Genomic DNA, 22,877 nt, shown 5'->3' on the forward strand with positions numbered 1-22,877 from the left:
TCTGTTTTCAGAGGTGTGATATGAAACGCTCGCAACTTCCCGCCGGTGCAGGTGTCGGTTTCAAGCCTGAGCATTTTGCTGAAATCAATTCGGGTGCTCAGCCCATTGGTTTTTTCGAAGTGCACGCCGAAAACTACATGGGTGCGGGCGGACCGCCCCATGCGCAACTGGGACGTTTGCGTGAGAATTATGCGCTGTCGGTTCATGGTGTCGGCCTTTCCATCGGCTCCATGCAGGCACTGGATCGGGATCACCTTGCGCGTTTAAAGATCGTCTGCGACCGCTATGAACCGGAAAGTTTTTCCGAACATCTGGCATGGTCCAGCCATGGCGATGTATTTCTTAACGACCTTCTGCCCTTGCCTTACACACCGGAAACACTGGCGCGCATCGTCGAACATATTGACCAGGTGCAGAGCCATCTTGGACGACAGATGCTTCTGGAAAACCCCGCGACCTATCTGCTGTTTGAGGAAAGCACGATCCCTGAAACCGCCTTTCTGGCGGAGATCGTCAACCGCACCGGGTGCGGATTGCTGCTGGACGTCAACAATGTCTTCGTCGCATCTACCAACCACAATCTTGATCCACGCACTTATCTCGCCGATTTCCCGGTGCAGGCCGTACGTGAAATCCACCTCAGCGGCCATTCGGAAACGGTGGATGATGCCGGTGCGCTTCTGCTGATCGACAGTCATGATACGCCGGTGAAAGATCCGGTTTGGACATTGTACGGCGAATTGCTGGCACGAACAGGTCCAGTTGCGACCTTGATCGAGTGGGACAATGATGTGCCGGCATGGCCGGTTCTTCGCAGTGAAGCGCAGGCAGCACAGGTCATCATCGATCATGCCGCCAAACGCAAAGCAGCGTGAGGGGCACGATCATGTCCATCTCCACGCAAAACCAGTTTGCCAATGCCTTGCGCGATGAAGCGCAGGCGGTTCCGCAAGGACTGACATCGTGGAACCTTCCACGACCTGAACGACGCTTCGACGTCTATCGCAACAATGTGGCCGTTGGTCTTTCGGGCGCTATTGCCTCCCGTTTTCCGGTGGCCCAGCAGATCGTCGGGGACGCATTTTTTACTGGGATGGCGCGCATTTTTGTCGCGGACTTTCCACCAAAATCGCCACTTCTGCTCAATTATGGTGATGATTTTGGTGATTTTGTAGAGACATTCGAACCAGCGGCTGAACTGCCCTATCTCGCAGATGTCATCCGGCTGGAGGCTGCGCGGGGCCGCGCCTATCACGCCGCTGACCATGCGCCGCTTGATCCAGCCGTTTTAGCCATTGTGCCGCCAGAAGAGCTGGCAGAGGTTATTTTTGAACCGCACCCCTCGCTCGGTCTCGTCCGGTCGGCTCATCCGGTCGTAACGATCTGGGCGATGAATGCGGGCGAGATGCCGCTAGTGCCGATCAATGACTGGGTGGCCGAGGACGCGCTAGTGGTGCGCCCCGCCATGACAGTCAACGTCCAGACATTGCCGCCCGGCGGAGCCGTTTTCATTGATACGCTGCGCAATGGCTTAAACCTCGGCACGGCGTTTGAAATGGCCATGACTGAGGCAGAAACATTCGACCTTTCCGCCAACCTCGCAGGCATTTTGCAGGCTGGTGCATTCACCAAAATCCGCTGAACCCATTCAAGGAGAATTCCGATGCGTGACATGACAGCGATGATGACACCGGCTAAACCCGCCAATATTGTTCAAGGTTCAATCGGCCTGCTTGGTCGCATTCCCCATGATCTGATTGCTTTGGTCGCGCGCCTATCGATCGGCGCGGTGTTCTGGCAATCCGGCCAAACCAAGGTTGAAGGCTGGCATGTGACGGACAGCGCGGTTTATCTGTTTCAAACAGAATACAAACTGCCGCTGATCGATCCGTGGCTGGCGGCGCATCTGGCCGCATTCAACGAACATTTCTTTCCCATCCTGCTGGTCTTTGGCCTCGCCAGCCGTTTTGCTGCCCTCGCTCTTTTCGGCATGACGATGGTGATCGAAATATTCGTCTACCCAGACGCTTGGCCCACGCATGGCACTTGGGCCGCCTGCCTACTTCTGGTCATTGCCAGAGGACCGGGCATGTTTTCTATCGATCACCTCATCGCAAAACGGTTTGGTGCCAAATAGAAAACAGCCGGTTATTTCGCAGCTCATGCCTCTGCTTTTTCGTTCTCACTGTGTGACGCGATGCCCACACCGCCATGTGGTGCTGGTGACGTGCCATTGACGGCGAAATCTCCGACGATACGGTCATGGTAGACGCGCGGGTTGTGCGAGGTGATGGTTCGGGCGTTTCGCCAATGGCGGTCCAGTCCATGGCTTCGTTTTGCGGCAGAGGCACCCAGGGCATCAAACAGAATGGTCGAAGCGTCGAGTATGAGATTGCTGACGACTGTAACCGACTGGCTGATTTCCAGATCCGCATTTCGATCGGCAACCGCAATGCGCTCTTCATCGCCGGAGACGTTGGCGTCGTAAGCGGCTTGCAGGGCTTCTGCGGCCTTGAGAACGATAGCGCCGGCGCTGTAGGCCGCACCTCTCACCCGTCCCACGACCTGCAAAACCTGTGGGTCTTCTGCGAAACGGGAGGCGTTGCTGCGCTGGTAAACCCGTTTGCGCTCCGCCACCTGACGGGCAAGATCAGAGGCCGCAGCGCGGCCAATCCCAGCGAGTGACGCCAGATGGACGAGTTGGAAAAATCCGCCTGAATAGCTGAAACGAAGCGCGCTGGGTTTGATGAGGTCGTCGGAGATTGCCACATCCGTAAAACGTGCGGTGCCACTGGCCGTTAGCGCCTGTCCAAAGCCATCCCAATCGTTGACGATCTCAACGCCCTTCGCCTTGGTGGGAACAAGCGCCCCGACAGGTACGCCATCGCCATCCACGGCGCCGAGTGTGATCCAGTCTGCATACAGCGAACCCGTCGTGTAATATTTCTCACCGTTTAGTTGCCAACCATTTTCATCTCGGGTGAGCTGCGTGGAGTAAGTTCCAAGCTTGGTATCTCCAAGTTCCGAAAAACCGCTGCCGATGGTTTCGCCGCGTCCGATCCGTTCAAACCACGCATCCCGCCATGGGGATGGCGCAGCGTTGAGCAAATCCTCCGTGAAGCCAAGGTGACTGCGATACGCATTGGTGAGATTGGGGTCTGCTTCCGCCAGTTCTATAATAAGACCAAATAGCTCTGGAAGTGTCAGACCCAGTCCGCCGAATTTTTCTGGCAAGCGCAGCTTTGAAAAGCCTGCGGCTTTCAGGGCTTGGTAGTCAACAAAACGAAGCTCGCGATCCAGATCGTGTTGTACAGCATTTTTGCCGATCTCGGAAAAAAGCCCGCGAAATTTTATCGCAATCGCGTCAAAACGGTTACTGGGCGCAGAACCCCAGGCTTGCGTGGTATCGGTCATTTCAAATTCCTGTGTGGTCAAAATCGGAACCGGCTATGCAGCGGCGGCCTCTGCGCCCTGTTCGAAGTCGTGCAGGTGAAGCGCGATTTCAAACCCTCGGCGTTTCAACCAATGCGCCACGACCTTGGCGCGGGCACCCAACAGGTCATCCACCAGAATGACCCGTGCGCCACGCACCGCAATGGTGCGATAGGCGACACCTAGAAGCTGGCCACCTTCAGACGAAATGGAGCCTGGCAAATGGGAAGACACGAATTCTTCCGGTGTTCGCACGTCGAGGAAGTAGGTGGTCCGTGAGGTGTCTTTCAGCCATTTCTCTGTCGTCTGACGGTCGATGAAACTCAGGTCATCGTCATGCGAGAAAGCTTCCAAACGCGCTTTTGCAAATCCCTTCGCATAGTCGCTGACGGGCGAATAGGTTTGCGAACTACCGGTTTCCAACTCAAAACCATCATCCGTCCAGCCGCGTGTGCCATCGTGCAGATAGCTGACATCATTGGCGACGCTAGCGTCGATCAATGTCTGCGCGCCGAGAATTGCGCGCGGCAGACCCGCACATGACACGACGACCCTTGTGGTTGGCGATGGAACGAGATCGGCAAAGCGCAGCAGAAGTTCTGCACCCGGTACGCCGATGGCACCCGGCACATGCGCTTTTTCATATTCCGGCAATGTGCGGGTGTCGATGACGACAACGTCTTCACCGGCTTCCTGCCAGGCTTTCAGTTCACGGGCAAAAACCACAGGCGTGGCCTTCTCCTCTCGCACTTTCTGCACGAAAGGAACGCCGGGGATATCGAAGGTTGGCAAACCGTCTATCCCGCCTTCAATCCACGCCTGAATACCGCCTTGAAGGAAATGAATATCAACCCAGCCTTTCGCGGCAAGGCGTTCAGCCGCTTGCTCGGCACTACCTTTGCCATCATCCACCAAAACGGTGCGAACAACGGGGCGTGGAATGAAGCGGTCTATTTCCGCATCCAGTCGCTCAACTGGCAGGTTGGTGGCAAACAGCGGTGAGGCATAGCCCACATCTTCAGCGGGGCGGATGTCCAGAACGGCAAGTTCCTTGCCATCTGCCAGCCACTCGATGAGCTTATCTTTGGTTATAGCTTTCGCGGACATCTCGTATCCTCCTTTTGGCGTTCAAGCGGTTGGGTCTAGCCAAAGATCGCCGAAACTCCAGTTTATGCCCTGCGCACCTGTGACGTAATTCTTGACCCGCTTATGCGCCACGATCTGACTTCCCGCCGCGACGAGATCGACAGAGGCGACTTCATCGTGGATGAGGTGCTGAAATTTGCTCCACGATACCCAGCGCTTTTTGGCATCTGGCTCGATGGCCGCTTCTTCCAGAAGGGCGTCTGCCTGTAGATTTGAGTAGTTGGCCGCGTTGGAAAACGGCAGGCCGATCTTGAAGTTTTTGCTCCAATAGGCGCGCTGGATACCAAGAGATGGATCGAAGGTATTTGACAGCGATTCCACGACCAGATCAAAGGCGCGGTCCGTGTAAACGGTCTTCAGATAGGTCGGAAGATCGTATTTGCGGATTTCGACGGCGACGCCAATTTTCTCCAGTTGGTTGCGGATTACATCTGCATAACCCGGCGTCAGATAGGAGTTGTACGTCAACCGTGCGGCAAAACGTTTGCCATCCTCTTTGCGCGGATACCCTGCAGCATCCAATAGTTTCTCGGCCTCTTTCGGGTCATAAGGGTGCGCTTTTACCGAAGGATCGTTCCAATTTGGCAAGGCCGTGCTGACGGGACTTGGTGATATCTGGGCATAACCGAACAGCGCGATATTGACGATTTCATCGAGATTGATGGCCTTGGCGATGGCGAGACGGACATCTTTCTTACGGAATATCTCATTGTCGTAGTTGAAGAACAATTGTTGCTGCGGACCCGCATAGGCATAGGTATTCGTGTCCACGACAAGATCAGGATTCTGCTTCAACCGTTCAAGATCGGCCAGCGGAACCGGATTGTCACCGAGATCGACTTCACCTGTTTCAAGCGCGACCGCCCGCGCCGCAGGGTCGGTGATGATGCGAAGAATGATGCGATCAAGATAAGGCTTGCCCGCATCCCAATATGTGGGGTTGCGTTCGAAAATCAGATGGCTGCCGGGCGTCCATTCCGTCAACTTGAACGGGCCTGTGCCAATGGCGGTCTGCAATGTCTGACCATCGCCCGGCTTCAGCTGTTCGAAGATATGCTTTGGCACGATTGGAGATTCTGAACTCGATTGCGCGGCGATCAAAAATGGTGCTGGCTTGGACAGTACGATGATGGCGGTGAGCGGATCGGGCGTCTCCACCTTCGTGACGTTCTGGTAGGTGATGCGACCGCGAGGATGGGCTTCCTTCAAACGGAAAATCGAAAAGGCGACATCTTCAGACGTGAAATCCCGTCCATCATGCCATTTCACGTTAGGGCGGAGTTTGAACGTATAGCGCAGGTGATCATCCGAAACCGACCATTCTTTCGCCAGCAAAGGCTGTGGCTTGAGGTCGAAATCGAATGTCAGCAGGCCTTCCACGATCTTTGGGCCGATTGCCTGTCCGGTGCCGGATGAAGTGTTGATGGCGAACAGGGCATTGCCGGGGTCGACACGATAGAGCAGCCTTAGCGTGCCACCGGAAACAGGACGGCTTGCATTGGTGTTCGCAGCAAATACGGAACCCGGCAGCGCAGTTCCTGCTGTAGCCAGAAGAAGCAATTTGTTAAACTGGCGGCGTCCTATGGTCATCATAATCCCCGTTTGAAAGCGTCGTTTCGATAACGAAAGCATCGGGTCAAAACGGGAAGTTCTTAAGAATAAAATTCTTCTTATCCGGCGAAGAAAACATTTCTTGCGAAATTTTATTTCTCTACGTATTCCGCAGCCTGCCAAAAAATGTGCTGCTTTATGTGTTTCTTATGGATTGCCATTGCGTATCTGTTGCAAATGGCATCACCAAAAGAAACGACATCATTTTTTTTCCAGATGTGGCTTGGAAATGTTGTTTCATTGAACGATGGCGAATGAGTAGGGCGTTGCTCGGCAGGCGGGCTTGTGCAGCATATCAAATGATACGCCTCTTATTGTCTGCCCTCCAATTTCTCATGCGACGGAGTTTCACACGATGACCCGACCTAACCCGATCACCCCTCTCGACATTCCGCAGCAGCGGGTCGACGCCCGTTATGGCGCGCAAGCCGCTTTTTCTCCGCCATTCTGGAATGAGACGGTTGATGCGTTGCTGAACCACCGGACCGCTCGCGCCTATTTGCCGAAGCCGCTGCCGGATGGTGCATTGGAACTTCTGGTCGCGGCAGCGCAATCAGCGCCCACATCCTCCAATCTTCAGGCATGGAGCGTGGTTGCGGTTCAGGACGCCGATCGAAAGGCGCGTTTGGCTGGTTTTACGGGCGGTAACAACCACATAAAGAACGCGCCTGTTTTCCTCGTATGGCTGATCGACCTGAAACGGTTGCGAACGGTCGCGTCCGACCATGGCAATGACGGAGAGGCGCTGAATTATCTGGAAAGTTTTCTGCTCGGTGCCATCGATGCGGCATTGGCAGCGCAGAACGCCGTGGCGGCAATCGATTCACTCGGCCTCGGCTCCTGCTACGTGGGTGGTATTCGCAATCAGCCTGAAGATGTGGCACGCGAACTGAACCTGCCGCCAGAAACGGTTGCCGTGTTTGGTCTCACCGTCGGATATCCCGACCCCGATGTGAAAACCGACGTCAAACCGCGCCTGCCACAATCGTCCATCCTGTTCCACGAAACCTATTCGGACGTCGGGCCGGATGACCTCAATACCTATGACGAGGTTTTAAAGGTGTTTCAGGAAAAACAGGGCCTGCCGCAAAATGGCTGGACAGCCCCGATTGCCCAACGCGTGGAAAATGCCGACGCGCTGAAAGGCCGCGCAGAGCTGGCGCAGATATTGCGGCGTCTTGGCTTCGGCATCAAATGAAGCGTGCCTCGTGATCCGCGTCAGCGGTTCACGAGCGCATTCTGCATCCGGTCCAATCCTTCAATGAGAATGCTTCGGGGGCAGCCGAAGTTGAGGCGGATATAGTGGCCATAGATTTCGCCGAATTCGCTGCCAGCGCTGAAACCCACCTTGCCACGTTCCAGGAAGAAGGCGTGCGGGTCCGGCTGAAGGTTGAGAGCGGTGCAATCCAGCCAAGCCAGGAAGCTTGCTTCCGGTTTGATCATCGTGACGCCGGGGAAACGTCTGGCAACTTCTCGGCTCAGAAATTCACGGTTGGCCTCCACATAGGCCAGCATGTCCTGCTTCCACCGGTCTGCTTTGGCATAGGCTGCAAGCGTAGCTTCAAGTCCCAGTACGTTGACGCTGTCCACCATGCCGAGCCGTGAGGCAACAAATTTTTCCCGGATTGTCTTGTCGGCAATGATCGCGAATGCGGTCTTCATGCCCGCGATGTTGTAGCTTTTGCTGGCTGCCATAAGCGTGATGGTCCGCTCGCTAGCATCCGCTGAGATCGTCGCAATCGGTATGTGGCGGTGACCTGCAAAAACGAGGTCGCAATGAATCTCGTCGGAGATAATCAGCGCGTCGTGCTTGCGGCACAGGTCTGCCATGGCCGTCAGTTCGTCACGGGTAAAGACCTTGCCGGTCGGGTTCTGCGGGTTACAGAACAGAAAGGCTTTCGTTTGGGCAAGCTCAGCGCCGAAACTATCAAAGTTCATTGCCCAGCGATCTCCCGCCGGGATTAACGGTGCTTCACGGCGCGTCAGACCCCAATGTCCGGGGGCGTTAAGGATTGGTCGATAGACGGGCGTTTGCACCAAAACCCCATCGCCGGGCTGTAACATCGCCTTGAGAGCCATGTTGAAACCCGGCTCTACACCGGGCAGGAAGACGATATGTTCGGGCAATACAGTCCAGCCGTATTTCTCCTGCATATCGACAATGACCCTGTCACGCAGTTCGTCTTTGGCAACGCCATACCCTAAAAGCGGATGGTCCAGCCGGTCGCGGATGGCATCAATGATTTCCGGTGCCGCCGCAAAATCCATGTCGGCAACCCACATGGGCAGGACATCTGCTGGATATTTGCTCCATTTGGAACTGCCGGTGCCGCGGCGCTCGTAGACGGCGTCGAAATCACTCACTTCAACAGCTCCAGTTTCCGGGTCTGGCGCTCTATCAATTTTTCGACTTCCTGCACTGCCCGCGCGTTCAATGGTGCGCCGGGACGGCGTTGTGCGGCACTGGCAATCGCACCGCGTTTGGCGAGCACATATTTGCGAACCGCAAGACCGAGGCCCGGCTGCTGTTCGTAACGCATTAGCGGCAGGTAGGCATCGAACAGATCCTGTGCAGCATCATATTGACCCTCACTGCTGAGGCGAACCACGTCCACCATCATTTCTGGATAGGCAAAACCGGTCATCGCGCCATCTGCGCCACGCTGCATTTCTTCCGTTAGAAAAACACCAGCATTACCGCAAAGAATGGAGGTACGGCGACGGCCTTTGGCTTCGGCGTCGCGCAGGTCGGAAATCTTTTGCAGACCCGGCCAGTCCTCGTGCTTCAGCATGACGATGCTGGAATGGGCCTCAAAGATGGTGCCGAGGGTTTTCGAGCTGATCTGAACGCCGGTCGAAAGCGGGAAATCCTGCAACACGATAGGGACGTCTGTACCAACTGTATCGACCACATTGCGATAATAGGTGATGATCTGCTCGTCCGTGCGCAACGCGGATGGAGGCGCGACCATAACCCCGGCAGCACCCAAATCCATCACCGCTTTCGTCAGTTCACCAATAGCGGCAAGACCGGGTGCGGAAACACCGACGACCACAGGTTTGTCTGCGGAGCGTTTCAACGTCAGCTTTGTCACGTCGATGGATTCAGCCTGGGTAAGCTTCGGCGCTTCTCCCATCATGCCAAGGATGGTCAGGCCGTCCGCACCTTTTTCATAATAGAAATCGGTCATGCGCTCGATGCTTGCCGGGTCGAGCGCGCCGTCTTCCATAAACGGTGTGCAGGTAATGACGAACACGCCTTTGGTGCTGGAATTTATGAGCGACATGATGCGTTCCTATTCAAACCAATGGGACTGGCCGCGCTGGACATAACGTCCGGAGCCGGGTTGATTGACGACCTTGCTGCCATCCCAGGCGAGGTTTCCACCAAGATAGGTGCGGGTGACAGTCACGTTGAATTCCCGACCATCGAACGGGCTCCAGTTCAACTCATCATGCGCTCTGGACGAATCCCAGACCTGGGGGACATATGAGAGAATGGCGAGATCGCCATCGGCACCGATACGCAGCGCGCCTTTGTTGGGCCAGAGGCCAAAAAATTTCGCTGGCCGCTCACAAAGCTGCTCCACAGTGATAGCCGCCGCATCAAGACCGCGATTGTCTGCTGCGGTGTAAAATGCTGGTAGGAGCGTTTCCAGACCGGGTACGCCTGCGCCGGCATCGAAGATGGATGGCGTCAGCTTGTTATCGACCGGCCAACTTGAGTGGTCGGAACTGACGAAAGCAACCCGGCCTGCCAGAATTTCTTCCCACAGCGCATCGATCTGGCCCGGGCGGATCGGCGGGTTCACCTTCATCTTCGCGCCAAGTTCAGCGCCGTCCTTATCTGGATCGAACCAGAGATAGTGTACGCAAAGCTCGCCCGTCGCACGGAAGCCGTCCGCCAGATAATTATCGACCAGTTGAAAACCACGCGCTGTCGTCAGATGCACGATATGGGCGTGTGCATGGGCGGCAGCGCCCAGTTCCAGAAACTGCGCTGTGGCGGCAAGTTCTGCTGCTGGTGGTCTGCTCTCGGAATGGGCGGCGATGCCGTCACGTCCGGCAGCTTTTGCGGCGGCGATATGGGCGCGGACGATTTCCTGATCCTCATTGTGCACGCCAAGCGGGATCGTGGTTTCAGCCAGCGCGTTAAAGGTGGCGAGTATCTGCTCAGATGCAATACGAGGAAACCGCGTCGGGCTGCTTTCAAAAGTGGAAATCTTGAACGCCACAACGCCGTTATCGATCAATGGCTGGATATCGGTCGTGCTCTGTCCCGGCATGATCGTGCCGTAGAGGGCGACGTTGGCGTGGGCATGTTCGCGGATCGCCGCAACCTTGTCTTCAAGGCGGGCAACAGTGTTGAGCGGAGCCGGATTGTCATAGGGCATATCCACGATGGTGGTAACGCCACCGGCAATGGCAGAGCGTGTTGTTGAACGAAGGCCGGGAAGGCCGCCGTAGCTTGTCGCATGGGTCTGGCCATCGACGACGCCGGGAATGATGAGATCGCTGCCCGCATCGTAACTCTCTGTGGCATCCGGGGCAGGACCGGTGCCGATTGAAACGATCTTGCCGCCGCTGATGCCAAGCCACGCGTTTTCCAAGCGGCCTTCCGGCAATATCAGCGTGCCGCTCACTGTCAGGTCGAGTGTCATCGTGCGGTTCTCCTGTAACCCAAATCCAGCGTGCTTGAGGCCAGCGCAACGCCCGCCTGTACGGGATCGATGACCGGAATGCCGAGGCTATCCTGCAAGGCTTCGCGGTAAGAACCCAGCCCCGCGCAACCAAGGATCACCACGTCTGCACCGTCCTGATCGCGAAGCAATCGGGCTGTTCGGGCAACGATGTCAACAACATCACTTTGCATCAATTCGACAACCGTTTTGTCAATGGAACGATCGCCTGCCAAGCGGCGATCGAGTTGAAGCGCTTGAAGATAGCGCAGATGCCGATTGATTGAAGATTGACCAAGCGAGATGATGCCGAAACGGGGCCCGAGACCGAGTGCAGTCAGATAGGCCGCTTCGGCGATGCCGAAAACAGGCTTTTCGGTTTGCTGCCGAACCCGCGCTATGCCCGGATCGGAAAAACAGGCCAGCACGAATGCATCCGCAGACGAGGCAGCAACCGCTTCGATGATGTTGGGCACAACGGCAGCCACATGGTCATCGGTTTCAATCCCCGGCGGGGATTTTGAAAGCTCTATGCATTCAATCTCATGGCGGCTTGCAGCACGCACGGAACCGAGGCAAGCTTCCATCGATCTCGTGACGGTAACGGAGCTGTTGGGATTTATGACAAGGATTTTGCTCACGAATTCACCGTGTGATTGCCAGCGCGCAGCGGCCCGTTGCAGGGTGTAGATATCTCACGTAATATATTACGACTATTGCCGTGTCAAAGGCAGCGTGTAGAGATTGGCGGTGCCGAATTCCGTGATAGAAGAGCATGAAGGCTCATCTGCCGGAAGATCGAAGACTATGGCCTCAAAAGGTCTGGAGACGGATTTGGATAATTTGCAAAAGCCGCTGCTGTCCTTGGTGAAGCGGGGAAAATCGCTGACGGAGCAGGCCTATTCGGTGTTGCGCGAACGTGTGATAACCGGCGAACTTGCACCGGGCGCCGACGTTTCCGAGCCTGAATTGGCCGAGCAATTGCAGATGAGCAAGACGCCGGTTCGTGAAGCGCTGGCACGCCTCTGCGTCGAAGGCTTGATGGAGGCTTTCCCCCGCCGTGGGTATCGCGTCACACCGGTGACGTTGAAAGATATGAATGATCTTTTCGAAATTCGTGGCGCACTTGAAGGCACGGCGGCTGTTCTGGCCGCGCAAAACCTGACGGTAGAAGAGTTGGAAACGCTCGAACGACTGGCCGACGCGACTTATACCGTGGGTGAAAATGTCAGCACGACAACCTTCGTCGCATCGAACGAGACCTTCCATTCCGCGATTGCCAAAGGTTCTGGCAATGCGCGCCTGCACGCTCTGGTCATGCGCCATCTGGAAGAGTGCGCGCGGCTGTTTTACATGGGAACGCGCTTTCGCGACATCAATCCAGAAACCACCAATGATCATCATCGCATCGTTGCGTTTCTTCGCCAGCGAGACGGCGAAAAGGCACGGCTGGCGATGATGGAACACAACGAAAATACGCGCAAAGGCCTGTTGGCGGCCATGGTTGCCAGCCCCAAGCCGGGTATTTCGCTGTAAGGGTTACGTTTCTTAGGCGTCCTCTTTGACCAGATGACCCGGCGCGTATTCCCGGTAAATAGCCCTTGGCGGCACATAGTCTGCGGGTCTGACGGCACTGCCGATTTCCATGCTTGGGCGAGCTTTGCGCAGATGCCGTCCGGCGGGGTCTGCAATGGGGACGGCATCCAAAAGGCGTCTTGTGTAAGGGTGCTGTGGGCTGCCGAAAACCTGCGCCCGTGTTCCGATTTCCACGATCTCACCCAGATACATCACCGCAACCCTGTGGCTGACGCGCTCCACCACGGCCATGTCATGACTGATGAACAGATAGGCGATCTTCAGGCTTTCCTGAAGTTCCAGCATAAGATTGACGACCTGCGCCTTGATTGACACGTCGAGAGCAGACACGGCTTCATCCGCAACGATAAGGCCCGGGTTCAGTGTCAGGGCGCGGGCGATGCTGATGCGTTGGCGCTGACCACCGGAAAATTCATGCGGAAACCGGCGCGCCATATCTGCCGTAAGGCCGACTTTTTCCAGCAGATCGACTGCCTTTGCTCGGGCATCCGGCTTGTTGGCAAGCCCGTGCGCGATGATTGGTTCGGCAATGGCGTCGCCTACGCGCATACGCGGATTGAGGCTTGAGAACGGGTCCTGAAAAATCATCTGCATCCGCTGTCTTTGGCGGGTCAGGTCTGCGAGCGTAAGATTGCGGATGTCCTGTCCGTTGATGCGGATCGTGCCACTGACCGGCTCGACCAAGCGCAGGATAGAGCGCCCGGTGGTGGATTTGCCGCATCCGGACTCGCCAACGAGCGAGAGCGTTTCGCCTTCATTGAGATCAAAGGAAACATCCTCGACCGCATGGACGCGTGCGTTGACACGACCGAATACTCCGCTTCTGACGTCAAAACGCGTGACGAGATTTTTGACTTCGAGCACGACATTTTGTTGTGCGGGCGAGACTTGCCGTTCAGGACGTGCCGCACCTGTTTCCACATCGATGAGTGGAAAGGTGGAGGGGTTTTCCTGACCGGCCATCGACCCCAGTTTCGGAACCGCAGACAGCAGCGCTTTTGTGTAAGCAGTGCCGGGTCGCGCGAAAATTTCTTCTGTCGAGCCGGTTTCCAAGGCACGAGAACGGAACATGACGACGGTTCGGTCAGCGATTTCCGCCACCACACCCATGTCATGGGTGATGAACAGAACTCCCATCTTCTCTTCGTCTTGCAGGCTTTTGATAAGCTGGAGGATTTCTGCCTGAACGGTCACGTCCAAAGCGGTGGTAGGTTCGTCCGCGATCAACAGTGTGGGTCGACAGGACAATGCCATCGCGATCATTACGCGCTGCAAGGTGCCGCCGGAAAGCTGATGGGGATATTCATCGAAACGCTGAGTGGCAGAGGGTATGCGAACCCGCTCGAAAAGACGGATGGTTTCCGCTTTTGCTTCGTTGTTTGAAGCCGAACGGTGGCGGCGAATGGCCTCGGTAATCTGGCGCCCGATGGTCATCACCGGGTTGAGGGAGGTCATCGGTTCCTGAAAGATCATGGCGATGCGGCTGCCGCGAATATCCTGCATTTCGCGTTCCGGCAGGCTGAGCAGATCACGGCCTACCAGCTCGATTCTGCCGGTAACGCGTGATATTTTTTCTGGCAAAAGCCGCATGATCGACATTGCGGTAACGCTCTTGCCAGACCCGGATTCGCCAACGATGGCAACCGTTTCTCCGGCGCTGACCGACAGGCTAACATCGCTGACAACGGGGGTCCACACGCCGTTTCGCCGGAAGGATGTGGTGAGGTTTTGCACGGAAAGAACTGTCAATCGAATGGCCCCTGCATGCATGTAAAGACAAAAAGATACGCAATCGCGCCTGCAAATTCTGTGAGATATTACGTAAGATATTTGAACTTGCCAAGAACCTTCCAATCAACGAGGATAATATCAGGTAAGACACATTTTACAGGGAAATAACTGTCTGATGCCTGACGATATTCGCAAATCCGTTCTTCTCACGCCGTCTGAACTGAATGAAATGCGCCAATCCGGCGCGGATGTCACGGTGCTTGCGGTGCACTCGGTCAACCCCTATACCGACCAACCCTCTTTCAAGGGCCAGCGCATTGAAGGCGCAATCGACACCGAAGCCTATACGGATTTCCAGTCGCCACCGTCTTTCGAGGCGGGACAGCGCCCGCTTCCGCAAATTGCGACATTACAAGACAACGCTCGGCGCTGGGGGCTTCGCCCGGAAAGCACCATTGTTATCTATGACGCCGACCGCAGCATGACGGCGGCCCGGGCGTGGTGGGTGCTGAAGTGGGCGGGTTTGAAAGACGTGCGCGTTCTGGACGGCGGTTTTCCCGCATGGATAGCGACGGGTCTGCCGACAACCGATGCGCTGACGACATCTCTGCCCAGCATGATCGAACTTTCGCCCGGCCATATGCCGGAGTTCGGTGCGGATGATGCCTTGCGGTTTGGCGAGGAAGGGCTGCTTCTGGATGCACGCATCCGCCCCAATTATATCGGTGGTACTGTCGCTGAGGGCCAACCTGCGCGGGGCCATATTCCCTATGCCATTAGCGCGCCCGCGCCAGACAATGTCACGGACTACGGCAATTTCACCGATAGCGCGACGTTAAAGGAAATGTACCGCGCCCTTGGCGTGGATGGTGCTTGCGAAGTCGGGGTCTATTGTGGTGCTGGCATGTCGGCGGCGCACACGGTACTTGCACTTGCAGCCATCGGAGTTTCGGCCTCTATGTATCCCGGCTCATGGTCAGCCTGGGTATCTGATCCCACCAGACCCGTGGTCACGGGCGCCGATCCGTTTTGACGTTGGAATACTAAAAAGACAGGTTTTCTTGGAGCTATATGCTCGCGCTGTGGGCTATTGATAGGCAGTATTTGCGCGGTTAGCATAAAAAATGTGCGTATATACTCTTTGTTCAAATGCGCGCCACTTCGACTTTACACGGGCCGTAGTGACAGATATATTTCGTAATATATCAGAGAAAAGCGGCGCTGCTGCCCGCTCTATCAGGGTTTCGAATTTTCGAAAAAGGCCGACGGTCAGGGAAGGGTCGTAATATGAATATCTGGAAGGGTTTTGTGGCGGCGCTCATTGCCGCGCCGATCATCTCGGCGGTTTCTCCTGTTTATGCGCAGGATCAGTCAAAAACACTGGTTGTTGCTGTCCCTTCCGATCCGGTCGGCCTTGAGCCGGGTGCCAACAAGGCAGAGCCGATTGGCAGCGAGATCATTCTCAACGTGTTCGACACGCTGGTTGCATGGACGGCACCTGATTTCGACAAGCTTGAGGGTCGGTTGGCCGATAAATGGACAGTGTCGGCAGATGGCAAAGAGTTCGATTTCAAGCTGCGGGATGGCGTTAAATTTCAGGACGGCACCCCCTTTGATGCGGCTGCGGTAAAATTTTCGCTGGAGCGCACCAAGGCGTCCAACCCTTACGTCAAGGCGACCTTTGATCTGATCAAGGACATCGCAATCGTTTCCACAACCGAAGTGAAGATCACACTTTCGGCGGCATATCCGGCCTTCCTTTCCATCCTCGCCCAGCCGCAGTCTGCCATCGTTAGCCCAACCGCTGTCCAGAAGCTGGGCGACAAGTTCGCGACCAGCCCGGTCGGCACAGGCCCCTTCGTCTTCAAGGGTGCGCAGGCGGATACCAACGTCGTGCTGGAGGCAAACGCAGATTATTTCCGTGGTGCGCCGAAGCTTTCCAAGATCATCTACCGCGTTATCCCGGACGCATCCACGCGCCGTCTTGAGCTTGAAAGCGGCGGCGTCGATGTCGTCCAGCAGCAGGGGCAGCTTTCTGCCATCGTCGCAACGGACATCGAAGCGTTGAAGACCAACAAGGACGTCAAAATTCTCGAGACGTCGAGCCAAATCATTCGCCAGCTTGAGTTCAACAACAGCAAGACAGACGGTCCTTTCGCAGATGTCCGCGTCCGTCAGGCCATCACACATGCCATCGACTATGATGGTCTGTTGCAAGGTGTCTTTGGCGGCACCGCAGAGCGCGTCTACGGCCCGCTGACCAGCAACAGCTGGGCGTTCAACCCGAAGATCAAGGAGCTTGCTCCGAAATACGATCCAGACCTTGCCAAGAAGCTGCTGGCAGAAGCCAAGGTCGACCCGTCCAGCCTCGACCTGAAGCTTTACAGCTTCCAAGGCCCGCTCTGGGGTGCCGTTGCAACCTTCGTTCAAGCAAATCTTGCTGATGTCGGGATCAACGCCACCATTCAGCAGACAGAGTTTCCGGCGCTGCGTGCATTGCAGACCTCCGGACAGTTCGATGTGGCGCTTGATGGCCGTCAGCCCTGGTACAATGATCCCGATGCCCATATCACCATTGGCTATCTTTCGTCGCTTGCCAACACGGCCATGACCTTCCGCATGCCGCAGAACAAGGCTCTGGACGATCTGATCCTCAAGGCACAGCAGACATCTGATATCGACGCCCGCAAGCAGCTTTATTTCCAGGTTCAGGAAGAAATCGCCAAGACCGTACCCGGCGCTTATCTGTTCAGCCCGAAGCTGATCGTCTTCCTGCGTTCGAATGTTGAAGGCCTTGTGGTCAACAGCGCGCCGCCGCTGAATGAATATTGGTCCGTCTACAAGAAGTAGCGATCTTTTTATAACATCATGGCGGGTTGCTTTTCGGAGCTGCCCGCTTCCGTGTTTCGCCTCTCTGATAGGCGCATTCTTTTGTTCGGCCGGTGCCGGGCATACTGGCAAACAAAGTTGGAGAGCATGGCGAGTTTCATCATACGCCGGCTGATCGCGCTGATACCGGTTATGTGCATCGTTCTGGTGATCGTGTTTTCGCTTGTCAGGATCATTCCCGGCGACCCCGCCGTCACGCTGCTTGGCCCCGGTGCGACGCAGGAGCAGATCGACGTGCTCCGCGCTCAACTCGATCTCGACCAACCCGTTGTTCTGCAATTCGTAAACTACGTGGTGGGACTGTTTCAGGGAGATATGGGTTTTTCCCTGAAATCAGGAGAGCCTGTCGCCCGCGAAATCCTGAGCCGCTTACCGGCCACGATAGAGCTTTCGGTTCTCGCCACCATCGTCGCGATCATTTTCGGCATTCCGATTGGTGTGCTGTCTGCCGTGCGGCCCAACTCGGTTTTCGATCACATCACCCGCATTGTTTCGCTGGTGGGCGTATCGATGCCAGCGTTCCTGCTGGCGCTGATCCTGCAATTGATTTTCGCGACCTATCTCGGCTGGCTGCCGGTTTCGGGCCGGATGAGTTCTTTCGTCACTGTTGAGACGATAACCGGCTTCGCCATTCTTGACGGTATCATCACCGGCAATCCGGCAGCTGTCTGGAGCGCCATCCAGCACCTCATTTTGCCGACTGCGGTGCTGGCCGCCTTTCTCGCCGCCACGCTTGGCCGCTTCGTGCGCAACACCATGCTGGATGTGATGGGGGAAGATTTTATGCGCACGGCAAAGGCCAAAGGGCTTCGCCGCGCCGATATCGTACTGACACATGGGCTGCGCAACTCATTGCTGCCAGCCATGACGATCATCGGTTTGAAATTCGCTGAAATGCTGGGCGGCGCTATTCTCACTGAAACGATCTTCGCTTGGCCCGGTGTTGGCCGTTACATGTTCGAAGCCATCAAGAATCGGGATTATCCGGTGATTCAGGGAACAACACTGGTCTTCGCGCTGCTTTTTGTTCTGACATCCATCATCGTGGATACGCTCTATGGCGTGCTTGATCCGCGTGTGCGCAAGAAAATGAAGTGAGCCCATGCGTGAACTCCTGATCTTCCTGCGACACAATCCTCTGGCCGTTTTCGGTCTCATCATTCTTGCAGCGCTCATCGGCCTTATCGCCGTTGGCCCCATGCTTTCACCCTATACGCCAACCAAGCTGGACATATTGCACAAACTGGAAGGGCCGACCGTCGCGCACTGGCTCGGGACTGATGCATTCGGTCGTGACGTGCTGACCCGCATCATGCATGGCGGGCGTGCAACGCTGACGATTGGCGTCGGCGTGGTGACGATTGCTTTCGTCATCGGCGTTTTCTTCGGAATGCTGGCGGGGTTTGTCGGAGGCTGGCTTGATAGCATCATCATGCGTATCGTCGATGCGATCCTTGCCTTTCCCGCGCTGGTTCTGGCCATCGCGCTTGCCGCCGCTTTTGGACCCAGTCTTCAGAACGCCATGCTGGCCGTGGCGATTACGCTTGCACCGCAATTTGCGCGCGTCGCACGCAGTCAGGCGCTGAGCATATCCGTCAAACCCTATGTCGAGGCCGCCGTTTCGCTCGGTCTGCCCACCCACCGTATATTGCTGCGTTATATCTTTCTGAATGGGTTGGGGCCGCTGCTCGTGCAGTCGACGCTGGCTCTTGGCAGCGCCATTCTCCAGACGGCGAGCCTTGGTTTCCTTGGTCTCGGCGCTCAGCCGCCGCTCGCGGAATGGGGTGCGGATGTATCAGCCAACCTTCAATATGTCCGCAGTGCTGCCTGGGTTGCGCTGGCTCCCGGCATGGCAATTCTGCTGGCCGTGCTGTCCTTCAACCTCATCGGCGATAGCCTAGCGGATTGGTTCAATCCGCGTCGCCGCAGCGAACTTGGTTGAGGAAGCCCATGACGACAATGACCATCAGCTTGGAAAAAGTCGATTTCCTGCCGGCCACACGGGTAACGGACGACACAAGCGTTCTCACACTCAAGAACCTTGCCTTCGAACCGCTTCTGAAATGGGTGGACGGTTTTATTCAACCGGCGCTTTTCAGTGAATGGGCGCATTCGCCGGATGGCCGCCAATGGCGTTTCACCATTCGAGATGGCGCGGTTTTTCATGATGGTAAGCCATGCGTGGCGGACGATATCATTGCTTTTATAGACGGTATCCTCGAAGCCGTGGACACGTTCGGTATGAAGTGGTCCTATGCGCGCTACCTGAAGGATGCGAAGATAACCGCCGAAGCCGCTAACGTGGTGCGTGTCGAAAATCCTCGGCCGATTGCCGATATTCTCGACATCTTTTCGGAATTCTATATCTCCCGGTTCGATGCTGCGGGTCGCCCAATTCTTGGGACGGGCCGATACAGGGTCGCGGCGTTCGAACCGTTGAAGCGTGCCGTGCTGGAGCGGGTAAATGGCGTAGCCGGTCCCCTGCGCATCGTGGCGCTGGCGGAGAAACATGCCGATGCTCGTTACGCTCAACTAAAAAGTGGCGTTGCCGACGCTGTTCTTAATCTGGAAGGCAGTGAAGGCAAGCTCGACTTTGACGATGTTTTTCAGTGGGGCAAGGCGACCAACACCTTGTCGGTCATGTATTACCTGAATTGTAGTCAGGGTCTTTTCCGCTCCGCCGATGCCCGTCTTGCCGTCAACCACGCGGTTGACCGTGCGGCTATGGCACGCGAGATATTCCACGGTTTGGCTGTACCGTCCTCAACTATCGTTAGCCCATTCCATTTGGGGATGGCCAAGGCCAATCTCGCGCCCATCGCCCATGATCTCGAAAAGGCGAAGCGCCTGCTCGACCGTGTTGATACGGACGCCATAATACGGTTGCGCACGCCGACTTTCATGCCGGAGCGTGCGCCGGAAATGAGCCATTTCGTCGCTGACGCGCTGGAGGCTGTGGGTCTGAAGGTTGATGTTGAGACTGAGTTGGATCGACCAGAATATGCCCGACAGATTGGCCGCAAAGAGATGGGCGATATGGCGATTTTCGACTCGTCGCCGCACAGCACCTATCGCATTTTAAACGATAAGATTTCGAGCGAAACACAGGCCGTGTGGTGGCAGGGTTATGATGATGCAGAGACGGAAGAGCTTATCAAAAAAGCCAATCATGCGGTGAATGATGCCGACCGGGAGGCTGCTTATGCGCGCTGCCTGACACGGCTTCACGAAAATCCACCCTGGCTTTATCTCGTACACCCGGTTGATGTTTTTGCGGGGCGCAAAGGCATTGGTGGGCTTTCAATTGACCACAAGGGCACGCTCAACATTTGCTGAGTTTAGGACAAGATCATGGAAAAAGACTACGCAATCACCTTCTTTTATTATGACGATATCCACGCCGTCGTACCCTTTTATGAAAACGTGCTGGGCTTGGAACTGGTACTGGATCAAGGACTTGCCCGCATTTACCGCATCGCCGGCAAATGTTATTTTGGTATTGTCGATGGCAATCGTGGTCACTTGAAACATCAGGAAAAAAGCGCGGTGCTTCTCACCATTGTGGTGCCGGATGTCGAAGGCTGGCATAAGCGCATAACAGATGCTGGGGTGAAGGGTGTTTCCGACGTCCTGCGCGGCACCTTTTGTGAACACTTCTTTTTCGAGGACCCCGCAGGTTACGCAATCGAAATCCAGCGTTTCCATAATCCGGATGTAGCAAAGCTGTTTTGATGAATACCCAACATTTCACCGCACTGGCCGAATGGCGCGATCTGCTTTTATCGAAGGTAAGCGAGCTCGGACAGGCACCGCTTTTCGCTCTGCCGGACGGCTCCCCTGTGGACTTGAAGACCGGCTACATTCCGCTGCTGGTCAATTTCAGCTTCGAGGACAAGGCGGCCAAAGGTCTGCGCAAGCTGAAGGATCAGGCGGAGCCGGAACCGGCGGTCTATTTTTCTGCGCTGGAAATGGTGCGGGATCATGCTGCGCTGCTGCTGGTGGGTGAAACGGGAAGTGGCAAAACGAGCTTCGCAAAACATCTGGCTTTCAGCCTGACCAACCGTGACATTGCCACCACGCCCTTGCCACGGAACGAACTTGGCGCTGTTCATGCGGAGAGCTGGGGGCTGGAAAACATCCTTCCAGTCTATGTTCCCGTCAAATCAGGCAAGACGTTTGCCGAATTGCTGGATGCCGAATATCAAGGCGTTGACGCTATTCTCTCCAACGAGGCATGGGCTGCGTCCGATGCAACTCTGCTAATCATTCTGGACGGTTTAGAGGCGGCGGGCGCGGATGGGCGTCGTCTTCTCGATGATGCGCTGGCCTTTCAAGCGCGTCACCTGCGTATCCGTCTGCTTGCGCTTGGTGAGATTTCTGTTGTCAAAAGCTGGCCGTTGCCACCTGCCGTGGTGCGTTACGATCTTCTGCCTCTGCTGAAAGTTCAGCGTTGTGATGCTGCCCGCCGGCTCGCCGGGCTTGATCTACGCGCGACGGGTATCGCGTTGGGGGAGGCGGCTGTAAACCCCGCCCAATTCGCGCTCGCATTGAGTGCGGGCAATGCGGGCAGTTCTGCCGAGACCATCGCTGATATGTGGCTTGCGCGGATTGCGGGGGAAGAGCAAACGGGGCGCTTTTTGTGCGGGCTTGCATTCGATGCGTTGATCGGAAAGCTTGATGATCCCGATGTGTTGCCCGTGACGCGCGTGCGCCAATTGCTTGCGGCGCGGCATCTTGCCTTCCGACCCGTCACAGAGGCTATACAGGCATTTCGCGACAATCCGGCACTTTTGGCACCGGTCGTGAAAAGCCTTGCGGCACGATTGTCGGGCTCCGAAAAAGCCGACGCATTGACGACAGCGCTCATTGAGGGTGAGGGGGACGATGTTTTGCGCGGCGCACTTCTCGCCGCCGATCTCATTGATGGCGAGAGCCCAATGCGCGATTCCATCACTGCTTCTCTGCTTGATATCATTCGCATCGGCGCACTCTCCGCACCGGAGCGTGAAAAGGCTGGTCGCAAACTTTCGCTGTGGGGCGACCCACGTGATTTGCAGGAGCTGGCATCGGTGCCGGGTGGCATCTTTACCTTTGGCTCCGGCACGCACCCCAATTCCGCACCGGCTCATCCGGTGACAGTCAATGATTTTCGGATTGGGATTTATCCCGTAACGAACGCTGCTTATGGAGACTTCGTTACCGACACAGGACGGGTCTGGCGCAGTCCGGATGGTTTTGTAGAAGACCGGCGCACTGCCCCGGCCACTGATCTGACATGGCACGATGCCCGCGCTTATTGTGACTGGCTGACCCTGCGTTGGCGGCACGAGGGCCGCATCGGTGCTGATGATATTGTCCGTCTTCCAACCGAGCCGGAATGGGAGCGGGCTGCTCGAGGCGATCAACCGGATACCGATACCATCATCTATCCATGGGGCAGCGTCTGGCAGGACGATGCCGCCAATTCGGAAGAGGCGGGGTTTAACAACACCTGCACCGTTGGACTTTTCTCCAAGGGCCGTTCGGCCTATGGCTGTTACGATATGGTTGGGCAGATTTGGGAGTGGTGCACGACGCTTTGGGGCGAGGACATGGCAACGCCAAGCTTTACGTATCCCTATCGCGACGATGGGCGGGAAGACTTGGATGCTGCGCCGTCCGTGCGCCGGGTGTTGCGTGGCGGCTGCTTTTCAAGCGGTCAGCAGAAAGCCTGCTGCACCTATCGCGGCAGCTTGGAACCAGACGGTTTCTGGCGCGGCAATGGCTTCCGCATCGTTGTGGCGAAAGCCTGAG

Annotated in this window: 20 protein-coding genes; 12 read left to right on the forward strand and 8 right to left on the reverse strand. The window is 56.2% G+C overall.

Annotation, left to right across the window (positions count from 1 at the left end; translation table 11 throughout):
- Nucleotides 1-20: 20 nt before the first annotated feature.
- Genes bufB through RMR16_RS19035 form a run of 3 tightly spaced genes read left to right on the forward strand, consistent with a single transcriptional unit; the run spans nucleotide 21 to nucleotide 2,137 of the window.
- The gene (bufB, locus tag RMR16_RS19025) at nucleotides 21-875 is read left to right on the forward strand and encodes an MNIO family bufferin maturase (protein WP_320198878.1); all 855 of its coding nucleotides are present in this window, start codon (nucleotides 21-23) and stop codon (nucleotides 873-875) included.
- A gap of 11 nt (nucleotides 876-886) precedes the next feature.
- Complete coding sequence (locus tag RMR16_RS19030) at nucleotides 887-1,642, forward strand: HvfC/BufC N-terminal domain-containing protein (protein ID WP_320198879.1); 756 nt, start codon at nucleotides 887-889, stop codon at nucleotides 1,640-1,642.
- Nucleotides 1,643-1,672: 30 nt separating this feature from the next.
- Complete coding sequence (locus tag RMR16_RS19035) at nucleotides 1,673-2,137, forward strand: DoxX family protein (RefSeq protein WP_413785967.1); 465 nt, start codon at nucleotides 1,673-1,675, stop codon at nucleotides 2,135-2,137.
- 23 nt (nucleotides 2,138-2,160) lie between these two features.
- On the opposite strand, the gene RMR16_RS19040 is transcribed toward RMR16_RS19035, so the two are convergent.
- Genes RMR16_RS19040 through RMR16_RS19050 form a run of 3 tightly spaced genes read right to left on the reverse strand, consistent with a single transcriptional unit; the run spans nucleotide 2,161 to nucleotide 6,168 of the window.
- Nucleotides 2,161-3,414 carry an acyl-CoA dehydrogenase family protein gene (locus RMR16_RS19040; RefSeq protein WP_320198881.1) on the reverse strand — a complete coding sequence of 418 codons (1,254 nt, stop codon included), beginning with the start codon at nucleotides 3,412-3,414 and terminating at the stop codon, nucleotides 2,161-2,163.
- Between the two features lie 33 nt (nucleotides 3,415-3,447).
- Nucleotides 3,448-4,539: a rhodanese-like domain-containing protein gene (locus RMR16_RS19045; protein ID WP_320198882.1), complete on the reverse strand. Its 1,092-nt coding sequence runs from the start codon at nucleotides 4,537-4,539 to the stop codon at nucleotides 3,448-3,450.
- Nucleotides 4,540-4,560: 21 nt separating this feature from the next.
- Entirely contained in the window at nucleotides 4,561-6,168 is a 1,608-nt protein-coding gene (locus RMR16_RS19050) for an ABC transporter substrate-binding protein (RefSeq protein ID WP_320198883.1), read from the reverse strand.
- 376 nt (nucleotides 6,169-6,544) lie between these two features.
- On the opposite strand from RMR16_RS19050, the gene RMR16_RS19055 reads away from it, so the two are divergent.
- On the forward strand, nucleotides 6,545-7,387 hold the full coding sequence (locus RMR16_RS19055; protein WP_320198884.1) for an NADPH-dependent oxidoreductase: 843 nt from the start codon (nucleotides 6,545-6,547) through the stop codon (nucleotides 7,385-7,387).
- Nucleotides 7,388-7,407: 20 nt separating this feature from the next.
- Here RMR16_RS19055 and RMR16_RS19060 read toward each other — a convergent pair whose 3' ends face one another.
- From RMR16_RS19060 to RMR16_RS19075, 4 genes are read right to left on the reverse strand one after another with little or no spacing between them, the layout of a single operon-like run.
- Nucleotides 7,408-8,553 carry a MalY/PatB family protein gene (locus RMR16_RS19060; RefSeq protein ID WP_320198885.1) on the reverse strand — a complete coding sequence of 382 codons (1,146 nt, stop codon included), beginning with the start codon at nucleotides 8,551-8,553 and terminating at the stop codon, nucleotides 7,408-7,410.
- A complete protein-coding gene (locus RMR16_RS19065; protein ID WP_320198886.1) occupies nucleotides 8,550-9,476 on the reverse strand; it encodes a dihydrodipicolinate synthase family protein in 927 nt (308 codons plus the stop codon). The genes RMR16_RS19060 and RMR16_RS19065 overlap by 4 nt, the downstream gene beginning before the upstream one ends.
- A gap of 9 nt (nucleotides 9,477-9,485) precedes the next feature.
- A complete protein-coding gene (locus tag RMR16_RS19070; RefSeq protein ID WP_320198887.1) occupies nucleotides 9,486-10,850 on the reverse strand; it encodes a dihydroorotase in 1,365 nt (454 codons plus the stop codon).
- Nucleotides 10,847-11,509: an aspartate/glutamate racemase family protein gene (locus tag RMR16_RS19075; RefSeq protein ID WP_320198888.1), complete on the reverse strand. Its 663-nt coding sequence runs from the start codon at nucleotides 11,507-11,509 to the stop codon at nucleotides 10,847-10,849. Before RMR16_RS19075 ends, RMR16_RS19070 begins: the two co-directional genes overlap by 4 nt.
- A gap of 193 nt (nucleotides 11,510-11,702) precedes the next feature.
- On the opposite strand from RMR16_RS19075, the gene RMR16_RS19080 reads away from it, so the two are divergent.
- Nucleotides 11,703-12,404 carry a GntR family transcriptional regulator gene (locus RMR16_RS19080; protein WP_320198889.1) on the forward strand — a complete coding sequence of 234 codons (702 nt, stop codon included), beginning with the start codon at nucleotides 11,703-11,705 and terminating at the stop codon, nucleotides 12,402-12,404.
- Between the two features lie 12 nt (nucleotides 12,405-12,416).
- On the opposite strand, the gene RMR16_RS19085 is transcribed toward RMR16_RS19080, so the two are convergent.
- Nucleotides 12,417-14,234, reverse strand: a complete 1,818-nt coding sequence (locus RMR16_RS19085) for an ABC transporter ATP-binding protein (protein ID WP_320198890.1) — start codon at nucleotides 14,232-14,234, stop codon at nucleotides 12,417-12,419.
- A 136-nt stretch (nucleotides 14,235-14,370) separates the two neighbouring features.
- Between RMR16_RS19085 and RMR16_RS19090 the strand changes: the two genes are divergently transcribed.
- The 7 genes from RMR16_RS19090 to RMR16_RS19120 all read left to right on the forward strand — a co-directional run bounded on the left by RMR16_RS19090 (nucleotide 14,371) and on the right by RMR16_RS19120 (nucleotide 22,876).
- Complete coding sequence (locus tag RMR16_RS19090) at nucleotides 14,371-15,228, forward strand: sulfurtransferase (RefSeq protein WP_320198891.1); 858 nt, start codon at nucleotides 14,371-14,373, stop codon at nucleotides 15,226-15,228.
- Between the two features lie 254 nt (nucleotides 15,229-15,482).
- On the forward strand, nucleotides 15,483-17,045 hold the full coding sequence (locus tag RMR16_RS19095; RefSeq protein ID WP_320198892.1) for an ABC transporter substrate-binding protein: 1,563 nt from the start codon (nucleotides 15,483-15,485) through the stop codon (nucleotides 17,043-17,045).
- Nucleotides 17,046-17,171: 126 nt separating this feature from the next.
- Entirely contained in the window at nucleotides 17,172-18,182 is a 1,011-nt protein-coding gene (locus RMR16_RS19100) for an ABC transporter permease (protein ID WP_320198893.1), read from the forward strand.
- Nucleotides 18,183-18,186: 4 nt separating this feature from the next.
- Nucleotides 18,187-19,026, forward strand: a complete 840-nt coding sequence (locus RMR16_RS19105) for an ABC transporter permease (protein ID WP_320198894.1) — start codon at nucleotides 18,187-18,189, stop codon at nucleotides 19,024-19,026.
- Nucleotides 19,027-19,043: 17 nt separating this feature from the next.
- Nucleotides 19,044-20,420 carry an ABC transporter substrate-binding protein gene (locus RMR16_RS19110; RefSeq protein WP_432355051.1) on the forward strand — a complete coding sequence of 459 codons (1,377 nt, stop codon included), beginning with the start codon at nucleotides 19,044-19,046 and terminating at the stop codon, nucleotides 20,418-20,420.
- Nucleotides 20,421-20,435: 15 nt separating this feature from the next.
- Complete coding sequence (locus tag RMR16_RS19115; RefSeq protein ID WP_320198896.1) at nucleotides 20,436-20,816, forward strand: VOC family protein; 381 nt, start codon at nucleotides 20,436-20,438, stop codon at nucleotides 20,814-20,816.
- Nucleotides 20,816-22,876 (forward strand): SUMF1/EgtB/PvdO family nonheme iron enzyme, encoded by a 2,061-nt coding sequence (locus RMR16_RS19120; RefSeq protein WP_320198897.1) that lies wholly within the window; start codon nucleotides 20,816-20,818, stop codon nucleotides 22,874-22,876. Before RMR16_RS19115 ends, RMR16_RS19120 begins: the two co-directional genes overlap by 1 nt.
- The last annotated feature ends 1 nt before the right edge of the window (nucleotide 22,877 follow it).

Source organism: Agrobacterium sp. rho-13.3 (genome assembly GCF_033957765.2).
Classification (GTDB): Bacteria; Pseudomonadota; Alphaproteobacteria; order Rhizobiales; family Rhizobiaceae; genus Agrobacterium.